The sequence below is a fragment of the Azorhizobium sp. AG788 genome (genome assembly GCF_004364705.1).
Classification (GTDB): Bacteria; Pseudomonadota; Alphaproteobacteria; order Rhizobiales; family Xanthobacteraceae; genus Azorhizobium; species Azorhizobium caulinodans.
Map to the genome: position 1 here is coordinate 455,539 of NZ_SOBM01000001.1, position 13,967 is coordinate 469,505.

At 66.7% G+C, this 13,967-nt stretch carries 15 protein-coding genes; 3 read left to right on the plus strand and 12 right to left on the minus strand.

Annotated features, from left to right (window positions below; translation table 11 throughout):
• Positions 1 to 3: 3 nt before the first annotated feature.
• The 8 genes from DFO45_RS02090 to DFO45_RS02125 are packed head-to-tail and all read right to left on the minus strand — an operon-like array spanning position 4 to position 8,241.
• Positions 4 to 924 (minus strand): ATP-binding cassette domain-containing protein, encoded by a 921-nt coding sequence (locus tag DFO45_RS02090; RefSeq protein WP_133863566.1) that lies wholly within the window; start codon positions 922 to 924, stop codon positions 4 to 6.
• Positions 921 to 1,943: an ABC transporter ATP-binding protein gene (locus DFO45_RS02095; RefSeq protein ID WP_133863567.1), complete on the minus strand. Its 1,023-nt coding sequence runs from the start codon at positions 1,941 to 1,943 to the stop codon at positions 921 to 923. The genes DFO45_RS02090 and DFO45_RS02095 overlap by 4 nt, the downstream gene beginning before the upstream one ends.
• Positions 1,944 to 1,948: 5 nt before the next feature.
• On the minus strand, positions 1,949 to 3,130 hold the full coding sequence (locus DFO45_RS02100; protein WP_133863568.1) for a Xaa-Pro peptidase family protein: 1,182 nt from the start codon (positions 3,128 to 3,130) through the stop codon (positions 1,949 to 1,951).
• 3 nt (positions 3,131 to 3,133) lie between these two features.
• Complete coding sequence (locus tag DFO45_RS02105) at positions 3,134 to 3,985, minus strand: ABC transporter permease (protein WP_133863569.1); 852 nt, start codon at positions 3,983 to 3,985, stop codon at positions 3,134 to 3,136.
• A 3-nt stretch (positions 3,986 to 3,988) separates the two neighbouring features.
• Positions 3,989 to 4,909, minus strand: coding sequence for an ABC transporter permease (locus DFO45_RS02110; protein WP_133863570.1), 921 nt, complete (start codon positions 4,907 to 4,909; stop codon positions 3,989 to 3,991).
• Positions 4,906 to 5,763, minus strand: a complete 858-nt coding sequence (locus tag DFO45_RS02115; RefSeq protein WP_133863571.1) for an alpha/beta hydrolase — start codon at positions 5,761 to 5,763, stop codon at positions 4,906 to 4,908. The genes DFO45_RS02110 and DFO45_RS02115 overlap by 4 nt, the downstream gene beginning before the upstream one ends.
• Positions 5,750 to 7,228 carry an NAD(P)/FAD-dependent oxidoreductase gene (locus DFO45_RS02120; RefSeq protein WP_133863572.1) on the minus strand — a complete coding sequence of 493 codons (1,479 nt, stop codon included), beginning with the start codon at positions 7,226 to 7,228 and terminating at the stop codon, positions 5,750 to 5,752. The genes DFO45_RS02115 and DFO45_RS02120 overlap by 14 nt, the downstream gene beginning before the upstream one ends.
• Positions 7,225 to 8,241 carry a LysR family transcriptional regulator gene (locus tag DFO45_RS02125; protein WP_133863573.1) on the minus strand — a complete coding sequence of 339 codons (1,017 nt, stop codon included), beginning with the start codon at positions 8,239 to 8,241 and terminating at the stop codon, positions 7,225 to 7,227. Before DFO45_RS02125 ends, DFO45_RS02120 begins: the two co-directional genes overlap by 4 nt.
• A gap of 183 nt (positions 8,242 to 8,424) precedes the next feature.
• Between DFO45_RS02125 and DFO45_RS02130 the strand changes: the two genes are divergently transcribed.
• On the plus strand, positions 8,425 to 8,913 hold the full coding sequence (locus DFO45_RS02130; protein ID WP_133863574.1) for a CMD domain protein: 489 nt from the start codon (positions 8,425 to 8,427) through the stop codon (positions 8,911 to 8,913).
• Positions 8,910 to 9,485: a peroxidase-related enzyme gene (locus DFO45_RS02135; protein ID WP_133863575.1), complete on the plus strand. Its 576-nt coding sequence runs from the start codon at positions 8,910 to 8,912 to the stop codon at positions 9,483 to 9,485. Before DFO45_RS02130 ends, DFO45_RS02135 begins: the two co-directional genes overlap by 4 nt.
• A gap of 36 nt (positions 9,486 to 9,521) precedes the next feature.
• Here the strand turns inward: DFO45_RS02135 and mazF are convergent, their stop codons facing one another.
• The 3 genes from mazF to DFO45_RS02150 all read right to left on the minus strand — a co-directional run bounded on the left by mazF (position 9,522) and on the right by DFO45_RS02150 (position 11,862).
• Complete coding sequence (mazF, locus tag DFO45_RS02140; protein WP_133863576.1) at positions 9,522 to 9,896, minus strand: endoribonuclease MazF; 375 nt, start codon at positions 9,894 to 9,896, stop codon at positions 9,522 to 9,524.
• Entirely contained in the window at positions 9,853 to 10,095 is a 243-nt protein-coding gene (locus DFO45_RS02145; protein WP_133863577.1) for an AbrB/MazE/SpoVT family DNA-binding domain-containing protein, read from the minus strand. Before DFO45_RS02145 ends, mazF begins: the two co-directional genes overlap by 44 nt.
• 144 nt (positions 10,096 to 10,239) lie before the next feature.
• Positions 10,240 to 11,862 carry an ABC-F family ATP-binding cassette domain-containing protein gene (locus DFO45_RS02150; protein WP_012172291.1) on the minus strand — a complete coding sequence of 541 codons (1,623 nt, stop codon included), beginning with the start codon at positions 11,860 to 11,862 and terminating at the stop codon, positions 10,240 to 10,242.
• A 233-nt stretch (positions 11,863 to 12,095) separates the two neighbouring features.
• On the opposite strand from DFO45_RS02150, the gene DFO45_RS02155 reads away from it, so the two are divergent.
• Positions 12,096 to 12,947, plus strand: a complete 852-nt coding sequence (locus tag DFO45_RS02155; protein ID WP_133863578.1) for a hypothetical protein — start codon at positions 12,096 to 12,098, stop codon at positions 12,945 to 12,947.
• Positions 12,948 to 12,957: 10 nt separating this feature from the next.
• Here the strand turns inward: DFO45_RS02155 and DFO45_RS02160 are convergent, their stop codons facing one another.
• Complete coding sequence (locus DFO45_RS02160; RefSeq protein ID WP_133863579.1) at positions 12,958 to 13,791, minus strand: PAS domain-containing protein; 834 nt, start codon at positions 13,789 to 13,791, stop codon at positions 12,958 to 12,960.
• Positions 13,792 to 13,967 lie beyond the last annotated feature (176 nt).

Sequence of the window (13,967 nt, forward strand, 5' to 3'; positions counted from 1 at the left end):
CGGTCAGGGAGAGATGAGGACGAAATGGTCCGGCGCAACCTCCTGCAAGGTGGCGTCGGGAGCGGGTTTCTCGCGCTCGTAATCGAACGGGATGGGATGGCGCTGGCGCTCGATGGCGGGTTTCGGCACCGGGATCGCGGAGAGCAGCGAGCGCGTATAGGGGTGGCGCGGATCGGTGAAGATGGCCTCGGTTGGCGCCATCTCCACTATGCGCCCGCGCAGCATCACCGCCACCCGGTGGCAGAGATAGCGCACCATGGAGAGGTCGTGGGCGATGAAGAGATATGCCATCCCCAGCTCCTGCTGGAGATCCTGAAACAGGTTCACGATCTGCGCCTGAATGGACACGTCCAGCGCGGTGATGGGCTCATCCGCCACGATCAGGCGCGGGCGCATGGCGATGGCGCGGGCGATGTTCACCCGCTGGCGCTGGCCGCCGGAGAATTCGTGCGGATAGCGCGCCATGAAGGCGGGATCGAGCCCCACCTGCCGGAACAGCTCTGCGACGCGATCCTGCCGCTCGGACCGATTGTCCGCCAGATGATGGACGATCAGCGGCTCGGCGACGAAATCGCCCACCGTCATGCGCGGGTTGAGCGCCGCATAGGGATCCTGAAACACCACCTGCATTTGCCGGCGATAGGGCTTCAACTCCAGCGGCGGCAGATCGGTGATGCGGTTGCCCTCGAAGAAGACCTCGCCACCGGTGGGCTCCTCCAGCCGCAGTACCACGCGGCCGGTGGTGCTCTTGCCCGAGCCGCTTTCGCCGACGAGGCCGAGGATTTCCTTATGCCCGATGTGGAAGGACACGCCGTCGATGGCCCGCACCTCGCTGGTGGCGCGGCCGAACAGGCCCTGCCGGCTCGTATAGGTCTTGCGCAGGTCCTTCACATCGAGGAGCGGGGTGCAGGGAGGCGCGCTCATGCGGCGCCTCCCATGGCAAGGCCCTTCGCCTTCAGGGCGGCGGGCAGGTCATACCACGCGGCGGCCAGATGCCCGGGCGCGCCATGCTCCACCTGCTTCAAGGGCGGCATCTCCTTGAAGCAGCGGGGCGTCGCGAATGCATTGCGGGGCGCGAAAGGATCACCCACCTGCGGCGCGGCCAGATTGGGCGGGCTGCCGGGGATCTGGTGCAGGCGGCCTTCCGCGCGGCGCTCGGCCGTCGGCAGGGATTGCAGCAGGCCCCAGGTATAGGCATTGCGGGGATCGTCGAAGACGGCATCCACCGGCCCACGCTCCAGAATGCGGCCCGCATACATCACCTGCACCGTGTCCGCGAGGCCGGCGACGACGCCCATGTCGTGGGTGATCCAGATGATGGTGGTGCCGAACGCGCGCTTGAGATCGCGCATCATGTCGAGGATCTGCGCCTGCACGGTCACGTCGAGCGCCGTGGTGGCCTCGTCCGCGATCAGCAGGCGCGGATTGCAGGCGACCCCGATGGCGATCATGACCCGCTGCCGCATCCCGCCGGAGAACTGATGCGGATACTGGCCGATGCGCTTTTCCGCATCCGGAATGCGCACCAGTTCCAGCAGCTCGATGGCCCGCTTGCGCGCCTGCGCCTTGGAGAGCGGCTGGTGGCGCACCAGAAGCTCCACTAGTTGCCGCTCCACCGTCAGCACCGGGTTGAGCGAGGTCATCGGGTCCTGAAAGACGAAGCCGATGCGCCCGCCGCGCAGATCGCGCAAGTCGCGCTCTGGCATCCTGAGCAGGTCGCGCCCCTCGAACAGCACGGAGCCGGCGACGATGCGGCCGGGGGGCCTGGCGATGAGGCCGGTCATGGCCAGCACGTGCACGCTCTTGCCCGAGCCGCTCTCGCCCACGATGCCGAGCGTCTCGCCCTCCTCCAGATCGTAGGAGACGTCATTGACCGCATGAACCACCCCCGCCGGCGTATCGAACGCCACGGTGAGGTTGCGGATCTGGAGGAGCGACGCCATGCGGATCAGGCCGTGATCAGCCCGCCCACGGACTGCGTGAGGAATTCGCAGCCATCGGGCGTGATGAGGACGGTGTCGGAAATCTGCGTGGCGCCGATGCCCGGCATCCGCAGGTTTGGCTCCAGCGTGAAGATCATGCCCGGCTCCAGCGGAATGTCGGTGCGCGCATCCAGAGAGGGATGCTCATGGGCGCCAAGGCCGATGCCGTGGCCGATGCGGCCGGGCAGATACTTGCCATAGCCGCGCGCTTCCAGTCCCGCCTTGGTGCCGGCGAAGAGCGCCGAGATGGGCGTGCCGGGCTTCAGCAGCGGGAACAGTTCCTCGCGGATTTCGAGGATGGAGGTGAGGGCCCGGCGGTTGGCCTCCGGCACCTCGCCCACCATAACGGTGCGCTCGTTCTCCGCGTGGATGCCGTTGATGATGGTCCAGATGAAGATGCTCACGCACTCGCCCGGCGCCGGGCGGCGCTGGGTGGGGTTGTCGCAGTTCATGAACATGCGCTCGCCGGCCAGCGCCCAGGTCCAGAGGCCGTTCTGCGCGCCGCCCTCAAGGCTGCCGAAGTCGCACACTTCCTTGTCCGGGAAGGTGTCGGCCCAGAAGCGGTTCATGGCGGCCATGGAGGCAAGCGCGATGTCCCGCTCGCTGCCGCCGGCGCGCACCGCTTCCACCGCCGCGTCCATGCCCACGTCCGCGATGCGGGCGGCGGCGCGGCAGTTCTCGATCTCGTCCGCATCCTTCACGAGGCGGGTCGACATGATGAGGCCGGAGACATCCTTGAAGCTCGCGCCCGGAAACAATCCCTGAAGCTCGCGGTGGCGCGAGACGGGCAGGAAATCCTCCTCGATGCCGATGACGGCATTGGCAAAGCCCGCCTCGGTGACGAGGCTCTGGAGCGCCGCCTGCCAGTGCAGGCCCATGGTCACCTTTGTGGACCACGCGCCATAGAGGCGGATGTCGCGCACGAAGCTGGAGGCGCGGGCGTGGTCGTCCCGCAGCGCGTGCAGCAGCACCTGCGCCTCGCCCTCGCGCGGCAGCAGCGCAATGACCGGATGGCTGTAGATGATGGGGTTGAAGCCGGTGAGATAGAAGCTGTTCTCCGGCTTGAAGGAGACAATGAGGTCGATGCCCGCCTGCGCCATCCGGGTGCGCAGCCGCTCGATGCGGGAGGGATTGCCGAATGCGGTCATGCGTCAGGTCCTCAGTCTCGGGTCGAAATAGTCCCGCAGCCAGTCGCCCACGAGATTCACGCTCAGCACGGTGAGCAGGATGGCGAGGCCGGGGAAGGTGACGATCCACCAGGCGCTTGAGATGTAGGTGCGGCCTTCCGCCAGCATCCGGCCCCAGGAGGCGGTGGGCGGCTGCACGCCGAGGCCGAGGAAGCTCAGCGCCGCATCCATGATGATGATGCGGGCGAGTTCCAGCGTCGCCACGACGAGGGCGGGGGTGAGCACGTTGGGCAGGATGTGCCGCAGCATGATGCGCGAGGTGGAGGCGCTGATGGCCCGCGCCGCCAGCACGAACTCGCGCTCGCGCAGGGAGAGCACCTGCCCCCTGATGATGCGGGCGTAGCGGATCCAGCTCGTCACCGCGAGGACCACGATGAGATTGGAGAGGCTCGGCCCCAGCGCTGCCACCACCAGCAGCGCCAGCAGCATGAGCGGGATGGCAAGCTGGATGTCCACGAGCCGCATCAGGATGCGATCCACCATGCCGCCGCGATAACCCGCGACGATGCCCAGGAACACGCCCACGATGCCGCCCAGCACCACGGCGCTCGCCGCCACGGCCAGCGTGATCTGGCTGCCGTAAACGATGCGGCTCAGGATGTCGCGGCCGAGCTGGTCGGTGCCCAGCGGATGGGCGCCGGGGGAGAAAGGCGAGGTCCAGGTGGGCGGGGCAAGGCGAGCCTTGAGATCGCCGCGCACGGGATTGGGCAGGTCCAGCACCGGGGCGAGCAGGGCCGCACCGATGAAGGCGACGAGCAGCACCATGCCGAAGAGGCCGGACCGGCTGCGCAGGAGGGCGAGGAAGAAGCGCTTCATGGCTCAGCCCCGTCCCCGGATGCGCGGATCGATGACCACATAGAGCAGGTCGACCAGCAGGTTGATGCCCACATAGATGGCGGCGATCATGGCGACGCCCGCCTGGATGACCGGGAAGTCCTTGGTCTCGATGGCCTGCACAATCAGGCGGCCGACGCCCGGCCAGGCAAACACCGTCTCCGTCACCACCGAGCCGCCGAGCAGTTCGCCCGTGAGGATGCCGATCATCGTCACCACCGGGATCAGCGCATTGCGCGCCAGATGCCAGACGAAGATGGTGCCCGGCAGCAGGCCCTTGGCGCGGGCGGTGCGCACATAATCCTCCTTCAGCACGTCCAGCATGCTGGAGCGCAGCAGGCGGGCGATGGAGGCGCTGACGAAGACGGCGAGCGTGAAGGCGGGCAGCACCAGATGGCTCGGCGAACCATAGCCGCCCGTGGGCAGCCAGCCGAGATCCACGGCGAAGAGCAGGATCAGCATGATGCCGAGCCAGAAGACCGGCGTCGCCTGCCCGAGCAGGGCCAGCGTCATGACCACGAATTCAATAACCGACCCGCGCCGCGTAGCAGCGATGGAGCCGGCGAGCCCGCCGATGACAGTGCCGAGAACGATGGCGACGAGGGCAAGCTGGATGGTGGCGGGCATCCGCTCCAGCACCACCTCCATGGCGGGCCGGTTGAACTGGAAGGACTGTCCGAAATCCCCGCCCATCACCTGCCAGAAGAAGGTGAGGTATTGCTGCCACAAGGGCTTGTCGAGCCCGAGGGCGGCGGTGAGCGCCTGCATCTGCTCGGGCGACGCGCCCACCGGCAGCAGCAGCGCCACCGGGTCGCCCACGAGGCGCGTGACGAAGAAAACGATCGTCACCACGCCCCAGATGGCGATGAGCGCCTCGCCGAATTTCGCCGCCACATAGCGCGTCACGGGGCCGTCCTTTCGAGGAAGGAGCGGATGCCGGCGAGCACCTGGGCGTTGGCCTCGATATGGACTGAGTGGTTCGCGCCCGGAATCTCAAGGAGCTCTGCCCCCGGTACGCGCCCGGCGATGAGGCGCGACTGGGAGGGCGGGCAGATCCAGTCCTCGCCGCCGACGATCACCTGCGTCGGCACCGCGATGCCGGCCAACTGGTCGCGCAGGTCATAGTCCTTCACGGCGAAGAGGGCGTTATGCGTCTCCGCGTGCAGGCTCAGCGTGCGGGTGCGCTCCAGCGCGGCGTCGGGATCGAAGGTCTCGAAATAGAGCGGCTGGAGGGCGAGCCAGATGAGGCGCAGCTCGGTGTCGTCGATGACGTCCGAGAACATCTTCTCCACCATGCGCAGGGAGGCGCTGGGCGCCTTGTGCAGGCGCGCCTTGAAATTGGCGACGGCCTCCGCCTCGTGGTGGTGGCTCGGCGCGGTGCCGCGCAGGACGAGGCGGGAGAGGCCGTTCGCGCCATATTTCACCGCGTAGGTGAGGGCGATCATGCCGCCGAAGGAGCCGCCGATCAGGATAATGCGCCGTCCGCCACACAGCTCCTGCCGGATGGCTTCGAGATCATCCGCGAACTGGCCGAAGGTATAGGGCGGCGTCAGTGAGGAGAGGCCGCAGCCGCGCTGGTCATAAGCGAGCAGCCGATAGCGGTCGGTGAGGGGCAGGAAGGCCTGGAAATCGGCCCGGTGGTCGCCAATGCCGCGCCCGCCATGGAGCACGACGATGGTCTCGTCATGCGCCTGTCCCGCAACGTCATAGACGAAGCGTGCTCCATTGAGCGCGATGCTGCGCGGCTCACTCGGCGGCATGGGTGCCCTCCCGTGGTGGCGCGTCCGCGTCCGTCCATTCGTCGCCCTGAATCTCCGGCACGTCGAAGGCCTTGAGATTGGCGAAATGAATCTCGCGATCGGCCACGAAGATCTCGCGCACGATGCCGCGCGCCAGTCGGTCGGCCCCCTCGCTGATGGCGGGGATGTCGCCGGAGAGCTTGCCGTGGCTTAGGGTCGCCGGGAAGTTGAAGCCGTGGATGTAGCGCAGGGCCGGGCAGGTGCCGGGCTCGCGCTCCAGGAATTCGAAGCTCTCGCCAAGGTCCGGCGAGGTCGAGAGCTCCTCATTGTCTAGCCCATCCGGCGCAGTGAAGCGGTCACCCCAGAAGCGGATGAAGGGCGCGACTTCCACAAGCTCCGGCCGCAGCGAGAGGTCCACCCGGAAGCCGGTGGCGAAGATGATGAAATCAAGCTCATAGCGCCCCTTGGGCGTGGTGAGCACCAGATGATCGCCCTCCACCACGAGGCTATCGATGGGGCTGCCGAGATGGAAGAAGGCGTTGGAATGGCGCGAAACGCGCAGCGTGCTGTCGCGCGGCGGCGGGGTCTGGGCGCTGAGCGTGTGATCGAGGAAGCGCCACTTCCAGTCGTCGGACAGGCCGGCGAAGCCATGCACCACGCCCTGGCTGCCGATGCCGGTGAATTTGTTGATGCGCGGAATGTCCGTGCGGCGGATGAAGAGATCCACCCGGCCGGCGCCTTCCTCCAGCGCGGTGGCGGCATTGTCCATGGCCGAGGCCCCGGCGCCGACCACGGCCACGCGCTTGCCCTTCAGCGCCGAGAAGTCGATGGCGTCCGCCGAATGCGCCCAGAAACGGCGGGGCAGAGCGGTGGCAACCGGCGGCGCCCAGGGTCCGCCGAGGCCGTCGCGGCCGGTGGCGAGCACCACATGGCGGGTGGTGACGGTCTCGGGGCCTTGGGGCGTCTCGATGGCGAGATCCAGAAGGCCATCGGCGCGCGGGTGGATGCGCTTCAGCTCGACGCCATTTTCGACCGGCAGCTCCAGCACCTTCCGGTACCAGACAAGATAATCCATCCAGATCTCGCGCGGGATCTTGCCCAGCGCATCCCACGCCGTGCGGCCGAAGCGGGCCTGATAATAAGCTTGGAAGGTGAGCGCCGGCAGGCCCATGGCAGGTCCGGTGAGCTGCTTGGGCGAGCGCAGCGTTTCCATGCGCGCGTAAGTGACCCACGGCCCCTCGCGGCCGGCCGGAGCGCGGTCATAGAGCACGTGATTATCGACCCCGAGGCGCTTCAGCATGCCCGAGGCGACCAGCCCCGCCATGCCGGCGCCGATGATGACCACATCGCGCACCCGCTGGCCGTCCACGACGCGCGGGGGCACCCAGGACTTCGACGGCAGTTCCAGCCATTGCAGATCCTGCTTCAGGCGGGCTTCGAGGGCATCAAGGTCCATGGGGCGTTCGCCGGCCGTGCGTTCGGTCATCGGATGGGTCTCCCTTTGGCGGCGGTCGGGGCGGGAGCATCCGCGCCATAGACCGCATCGGCCAGCGCTTCCCGCTTGCCCGCCTCGTGCAGGCGGAAGCCGGGAAGGCGGCGGGCGGCCACCTCGCGCAAGGCGTCGTTGAAGGCGATGAGGGTGGAGGACAACGGCTTGGCCGCTGGGGAGACCGTGCCGAAGAGGAAAGGGATGTGCACGTCGAGGGGCTTCAGAACGAGTCCCTCGGGCAGGAGCCCGCAGGCGCTCGCCGGCTCGACGATGGCAACGCCCAGCCCCGCGCGGGCGAGCGACAATGCGGTGAGCGAAGCATTGGTGTCGATGACGCGCAGCGGCGTGACGCCGGCCTGCGCGATGGCCTCATTCACCCGCCGCCGCAGACGGTAGGGGTTCGCCATGGTGATGATGCAGGCCCCGGCGAGATCGGCGATGCGGATCGTGTCCTGCCTGGCCAACTCGGACCCCGCCGCCACCGCCGCCACGCAGGGCGCTTCCCCGATCCAGTGCACATCGAGGCCCGGATGCTCGATGGGCAGGCTGGCAATGCCGAAGTCCGCGGCGCGGGCGAGCAGCGTCTGCACCACATTCTCGGCGGAGAGTGACTGGATGTGCAGGAGGCGGGGCAAGGTGCCGCCGCCCATCGCCGCCAGCGCGTCGGGAACGATGCCGATGGAAAGGGCGGGCGTCGCGGCGACCTCGAAGGGGCGGGCCTCGCCGCGCCCGATGGCGCCGGCCCGCTCCCGGATATGCTTCAGGCTGACGAGGAGGCGTTCCACCTCCTCGAAGAAGAGGACACCCTGCTCGGTCGGCGAGATGCGCGGGCCGTTGCGGTGGAAGAGCGGATAGCCGAGGCTTTCTTCCAGATCCTGGATGAGGCGCGTGGTGGCCGGCTGCGAGCGGCCGAGCAGGCGCGCCGCCCCGGTGATGCTGCCCGCCGACATGACGGCGGAGAAGGCATCCAGCTGCCGGAGATCCAGATCATTAAAATCCATATTCAGCATGATAAGACTGGTACAATTCGTCGCAAGCATGAAAATATGGCACCGAGCACCCGATGGCGCCTGCGGAGCGCGCAGGCGCCATACGGATCGCACATAATAAAATAATTTCTATGTGTAAAGTGGATTGAAAGCCGCCGTGCCGGGGCTCGACCCGACCGCGCGACAGATGGAGCGGACCTTCAGATGGATCATGTGATCGAACGGCTGGCGGGCGTCCGGCCCGGTTCGCCGCTCGCGGCCGCACTGGCTGAGCGGGCGCAGATCATGGCGCTGAGCCAGGCGAGCCATGACGCAGTGCTCATTCCCCGCGCCCCCGGCGGGCTGAGCCACGGCGAACGCGCCGCGCTGGCGGTGCGCATGGCGCGTGCGCTGGCGGACGAGGCGCTCGCCGCCCATTATCAGGGCCTGCTGTCACAGGCGGGCGAGACGCCGGAACTCACCCGCGTTGCCGCCGGTCAGGCCGGGCCGTTCGCGCCGCGCCTCGGCGCAATCGTGCGCCACGCGGACATGCTCACTTTGGCGCCGCGCGAGGCGACGCGGGGCGATATCGAAACCCTCACGGCGGCGGGCGTCGCCGAGGCGGACGTGGTTCGTCTCGCCGAGCTTGCGGCCTTCGTGAACTATCAGGCCCGCGTCATCGCCGGGCTGCGTCTGCTGGGAGGCACGGCATGAGCGAGGTCGTCCATACCTTCACCACTAAGGTACCCCGCTGGAGGCCCTATGTGACGCCGGTGCGCCTCGAGGAGGCGACCGAGGAACAGCGCGAGGCGATGAAGATCACGCCCTCCAACACCAAGGTGTCGGATTACGTGCTCACGCTGGCCCACGATCCGGAATCGCTGGCGGTGCGCTCGCCCCTCTTCAACGCCATCATGTATGGCGACGATGGCCTGTCGCGGGCGGAGCGGGAATTGGGGGCGGTGGGCGCCTCGGTGGTGAACCACTGCGTCTATTGCGCGGCGGTCCATGCCTCCCGCTACAACCAGCTCGCCAAGGCGCCGGAGGTCATAGAGGCCATTTTCGCCGCCGAGACGGAGGCGGAACTGGAGCCGCGCAATCAGGCCATCTTCGATTTTGCCGTAGCGGTGTCGAATACCCCGCCCGAAGCAACGGCAGATCATATCGCTGCTCTGCGCGAACAGGGGCTGACCGATCTGGAGCAGGTGGACCTGATCCTCTCCGCCGCCATCTTCGGCTGGGCCAACCGCCTCATGCATACGCTGGGCGAGCCGGTCGCGACGTGAGGCGGTGACCTGTCCGGCAAAGTCATCTCCGGGAGATCAGAGGCCGAGCAGGGCCTTGAGTTTCCCGGAGATCTCCGGAAACGGGTCTGGGTTGTTCTCGATGAAGTCCGACCGCCGCTGTTGCCAGTCGAGGCTTTTGACCTGGTCGGAAAGGATAACGCCCGTGGTGGAGCCTGACTTCAGCTCCACCTCGAACGGATAGCCTTTGATCTGGCTGGTGATGGGGCACAGGATGCACAGGCGCGTCACCCTGTTGTAGCTGCGCGGCGATAATACAAATGCGGGGCGCCGGTTTGCCTGTTCACGGCCCGTCTGGGGGTTGAAATCAATCCAGATAATATCGCAGCGATCAGGACAATAAGCCGTATCAGAATTCGTTGCCGACTGAGCGGCCCGTGGCGAGTTCACCATGGCAATTGTCTTCCGTAATACCCTGCACAAGAGCCTCTAGGTCATAGCTGTGCGCGTCAGCGATGGGACGGATCACCAGCGCCCCATCGACAACGCTGATGTCAACGCTCCCTCCCTCGCGGACGGAGAGTTCGCGGGCATAGGTGTTGGGAATGCGCAGGGCGAGGCTGTTGCCCCATTTTGCTACGGCGGCGATCATCGGCGGCTCTCCTCCGTGCGGCTCGCAATGTATCAACGTTGGATATACATAACGTTTGGCGTTCGTAACCGCAAGGCGCGAACAAGGCTAAGCGCTTAATGCGCCACGGCCCCGTTCCCTGTTCAAACGCGGCCCCGCCTCCCATCAATTCCGCAGGCCGGGCGCTTCCTGGCCGGTGCGGGCCACATATTCGGTGTAGCCGCCGCCATACTGGTGGATGCCGTCCGGGGTGAGTTCCAGCACCCGGTTCGACAGGGCCGCGAGGAAGTGGCGGTCATGCGAGACGAACAGCATGGTGCCCTCGTAGTTGGCGAGGGCGTCGATGAGCATCTCCTTGGTGGCCATGTCGAGATGGTTGGTGGGCTCGTCCAGCACCAGGAAGTTCGGCGGGTCGAACAGCATCTTGGCCATCACGAGGCGGGCCTTCTCGCCGCCGGAGAGGACGCGGCAGCGCTTTTCCACATCGTCGCCCGAGAAGCCGAAGCAGCCGGCGAGCGCGCGGAGCGAGCCCTGGCCCGCCTGCGGGAAGCTGTCTTCCAGGCTCTCGAACACCGTGTGCTCGCCTTCCAGCAGTTCCATGGCGTGCTGGGCGAAATAGGCCATCTTCACGCTGCCGCCGAGGGTCACGCTGCCGGCGTCAGGTTCCGTTGAGCCTGTCACGAGCTTGAGTAGGGTGGACTTGCCGGCGCCGTTCATCCCCATCACGCACCAGCGCTCGCGTCGGCGTACCGAGAAGTCGAGCCCCTCATAGATGGTGCGCGCGCCATAGGCCTTGTGCACGCCCTTGAGGCTGACCACGTCCTCGCCCGAGCGAGGCGGGGTCTGGAATTCGAAGGCCACCGTCTGGCGGCGGCGGGGCGGCTCCACCCGGTCGATCTTCTCCAGCTTCTTCACCCGGCTCTGCACCTGCGCCGCGTGGGAGGCGCGAGCCTTGAAGCGCTCGATGAACTGGATCTCCTTGGCGAGCATCGCCTGCTGGCGCTCGAACTGGGCCTGCTGCTGCTTGTCCGCCAGCGCCCGCTGCTCGGCATAGAATTCGTAATTGCCGGAATAGGAGGTCAGCGTGCCGCCGTCGATCTCCACCACCTTGGTGACGATGCGGTTCATGAAGGCGCGATCGTGCGATGTCATCATCAGCGCGCCCTCGTAATTCTTCAGGAACTGCTCCAGCCAGATCAGGCTCTCGATGTCGAGGTGGTTCGAGGGCTCGTCCAGCAGCATGGCGTCGGGGCGCATCAGCAGGATGCGGGCGAGGGCCACGCGCATCTTCCATCCGCCCGAGAGTTTGCCCACGTCGCCGTCGATCATCTCCGGGCTGAAGCCGAGGCCGGCCAGCACTTCGCTCGCCCGGCCCTCCAGCGCGTAGCCGCCCAGTTCCTCGAACCGGCCCTGCACCTCGCCATAGCGCTCCACCAGCGCGTCCAGATTGTCCGCCTGCTCCGGATCGGCGAGGGCCTCCTCCAGTTCCTTCAGCTCGGCCGCCACCACGCTCACCGGGCCGGCGCCGTCCATCACTTCGGCCAGCGCACTGCGGCCGGACATCTCGCCCACGTCCTGGTCGAAATAGCCGATGGTCACGCCGCGATCGATGGAGACCTGGCCTTCATCCGGCAGTTCACGGCCGGTGATGAGGCGGAACAGGGTGGACTTGCCGGCACCGTTGGGGCCGACGAGGCCCACCTTCTCGCCCTTGAGCAGGGACATGGACGCCTCGATGAAGACGATCTGCTTGCCGTTCTGCTTGCTGATGTTGTCGAGGCGGATCATGGGTCTTCTTGTCTCGGGGGAACGAATGGTCCCGCGCACTTAGGCCATAAGGGGCCGGCAGGAAAGCCCGCAGGCGCCTGCAACCCGTTAAGCGTGTGTCCGCTTCGTCACGCAATCGGCTTTCGTCCGCCGGGGTTTGCGCTAAGCTCTGCGGCGGGGAGGGGAGCGCGGTCCGGCCTGATGCGGCGCGGAACGTGATCCCGGCAGCCCATATTCCGCTTGGGGGGCGGAAGATGGCGGCAGGGCACTGGTGGTGGACGGTCTGGGATGCCCGCGCCTGCGGCACGGCGGGGCTGCGCCTGTGCCTTGCGGTTTTGCTTCTTCTGGCTTCGCGCGCTCTTGCCATGGCCGGTGCCTGGACCCTGCCGCCCGCGCAATCCGAATTCTGGTCCACCACCACCATCGCGTCGGCCGGCTCCGCCTTCGGCCCTGGCTATGCGCTGCAGACCGGCACCGCCTACACCAAGGTGGAGCAGACGATCTTCGGCGAGATGGGCATGGCGGACGGCATCACCGTCATTCTCGGCTCTCAGTTCCTTGCCATCAGCGTCGATGGCAGCCGCCCGTCCACCTATGCCGGCATGGGCTACACGGATTTCGGCGCGCGCGTGCGGCTCTGGGAGGATGGGGGCGGCATCGTCTCCATGCAGGTCATCGGGCGTGCGCCCGGCGCCGCCGGCTCCGCCAATCCGGCCGCCATCGGCTATACGCAGTGGGAGGCGGATTTCCGTCTGCTGGCCGGCTTTTCCTTCATGCTTCTGGGGATGCCGGCTTTCGTCGATCTCCAGATCGCGCAGCGCCAGCGCTGGGGCGATCCGCCGGATGAAGCCCGGCTCGACCTGACGATCGGGGCCGAGGTGGCGCCGGGCTGGAAGCTGATGGTGCAGTCCTTCAACGTCATCTCGGAAGGCGCCGGCACCGGACCGGACTTCGATCTGTCCTATGCCTATTACAAGGGGCAGGTGGCGGCGCTGGTGGAGATCGACCCGCATATGCGCGTCGGTCTTGCCGCGTTCACCACCTACCTCGCCCGCAACTTCCCGCAGGAGAACGGTCTCGTCCTGTGGGTGAACTACCGTTTCTGACGGCGACGCCTCACTCGCCCATGGGCGAGGCGGGGGCGGGTTCGCGCATGTCGTCGGGCAGGCCGTAATCGTCGCTCAGATCGCGGACGATCTCGGCAAAGCCGATGAGGTTGTCGTCGGGATCGCGGATCGCATCGAGAATGACCCGCGTCCAGATCAGCGTGCCGTTCTTGCGCAGCCGCCAGCCTTCCTTTTCATGGCGGCCGGTCTTCGTGGCAGTCTCCAGCACCTGCATGGGCAGGCCCGCGGCGCGGTCCGCCTCCGTGTAGAAGCGGGAGAAATTCTCGCCCACGATCTCGTCGGCCGTATAGCCGTGGATCTGCTCGGCGGCGGTGTTCCAGGTCGAGATCTCGCCCTTGGGGTCCAGCATGTAGACGCCATGGGTGTTCTCGCCTTCCACCAGCAGGCGGAAGCGCTCCTCGCACCGCCAGAGCGCCTCACGGACGGCGCGGATCTCGCTGATGTCGCGGGTGATCTTGGCATAGCCCACCAGGGGGCCGAGCGGGTTGCGGATGGGGAAGATGACGATCTCGGCCCAGAAGCGCGTGCCGTTCTTGCGCTTCTGCCAGCACTGGCCGGTAAACTTGCGTTCCTTGGAGGCGATGGCGAGCGACTGGCGGGGCAGTTCGGCCTGATTGTCGGAAGAGGCGTAGAAGCAGGAGAAGTTCTCGCCGACGATTTCCTTGGTCTCGTAGCCGAGCAGGCGCTGGGCGCCCTCGTTCCAGCTCACCACGACGCCTTCGGTGTTCATCATGTAGATGGCGCACTCAGGCACCGCATCCAGAAGGATGCGATAGTGCCCCTCATCGGTGAGTGACGCGTTGTAGCGATCCTCGGGTTCCATCGTCCCATGCCCCGTGACGGTATCGTTCAGTAAAACAAGCGACTGGTGCGCGCGAGACACAAACTGCGCCGAAGCCCGCTCTCAAGGAAGCGCTGAACGTTACTGTGGTAGCGCTTCCTGAGGCTTGCACCCGATCGGTACCAAAATGGTTCGAAAATGCGCGCGCTTCCTCGATT

Coding starts and splice junctions, on each gene's coding strand:
- DFO45_RS02095 (WP_133863567.1), bottom strand. CDS start 1,943: ATGGCGTCGCTCCTCCAGATCCGCAACCTCACCGTGGCGTTCGATACG.
- DFO45_RS02130 (WP_133863574.1), top strand. CDS start 8,425: ATGGATCATGTGATCGAACGGCTGGCGGGCGTCCGGCCCGGTTCGCCG.
- DFO45_RS02100 (WP_133863568.1), bottom strand. CDS start 3,130: ATGACCGCATTCGGCAATCCCTCCCGCATCGAGCGGCTGCGCACCCGG.
- DFO45_RS02145 (WP_133863577.1), bottom strand. CDS start 10,095: ATGATCGCCGCCGTAGCAAAATGGGGCAACAGCCTCGCCCTGCGCATT.
- DFO45_RS02105 (WP_133863569.1), bottom strand. CDS start 3,985: ATGAAGCGCTTCTTCCTCGCCCTCCTGCGCAGCCGGTCCGGCCTCTTC.
- DFO45_RS02155 (WP_133863578.1), top strand. CDS start 12,096: ATGGCGGCAGGGCACTGGTGGTGGACGGTCTGGGATGCCCGCGCCTGC.
- DFO45_RS02115 (WP_133863571.1), bottom strand. CDS start 5,763: ATGCCGCCGAGTGAGCCGCGCAGCATCGCGCTCAATGGAGCACGCTTC.
- mazF (WP_133863576.1), bottom strand. CDS start 9,896: ATGGTGAACTCGCCACGGGCCGCTCAGTCGGCAACGAATTCTGATACG.
- DFO45_RS02125 (WP_133863573.1), bottom strand. CDS start 8,241: ATGCTGAATATGGATTTTAATGATCTGGATCTCCGGCAGCTGGATGCC.
- DFO45_RS02120 (WP_133863572.1), bottom strand. CDS start 7,228: ATGACCGAACGCACGGCCGGCGAACGCCCCATGGACCTTGATGCCCTC.
- DFO45_RS02160 (WP_133863579.1), bottom strand. CDS start 13,791: ATGGAACCCGAGGATCGCTACAACGCGTCACTCACCGATGAGGGGCAC.
- DFO45_RS02150 (WP_012172291.1), bottom strand. CDS start 11,862: ATGATCCGCCTCGACAACATCAGCAAGCAGAACGGCAAGCAGATCGTC.
- DFO45_RS02135 (WP_133863575.1), top strand. CDS start 8,910: ATGAGCGAGGTCGTCCATACCTTCACCACTAAGGTACCCCGCTGGAGG.
- DFO45_RS02090 (WP_133863566.1), bottom strand. CDS start 924: ATGAGCGCGCCTCCCTGCACCCCGCTCCTCGATGTGAAGGACCTGCGC.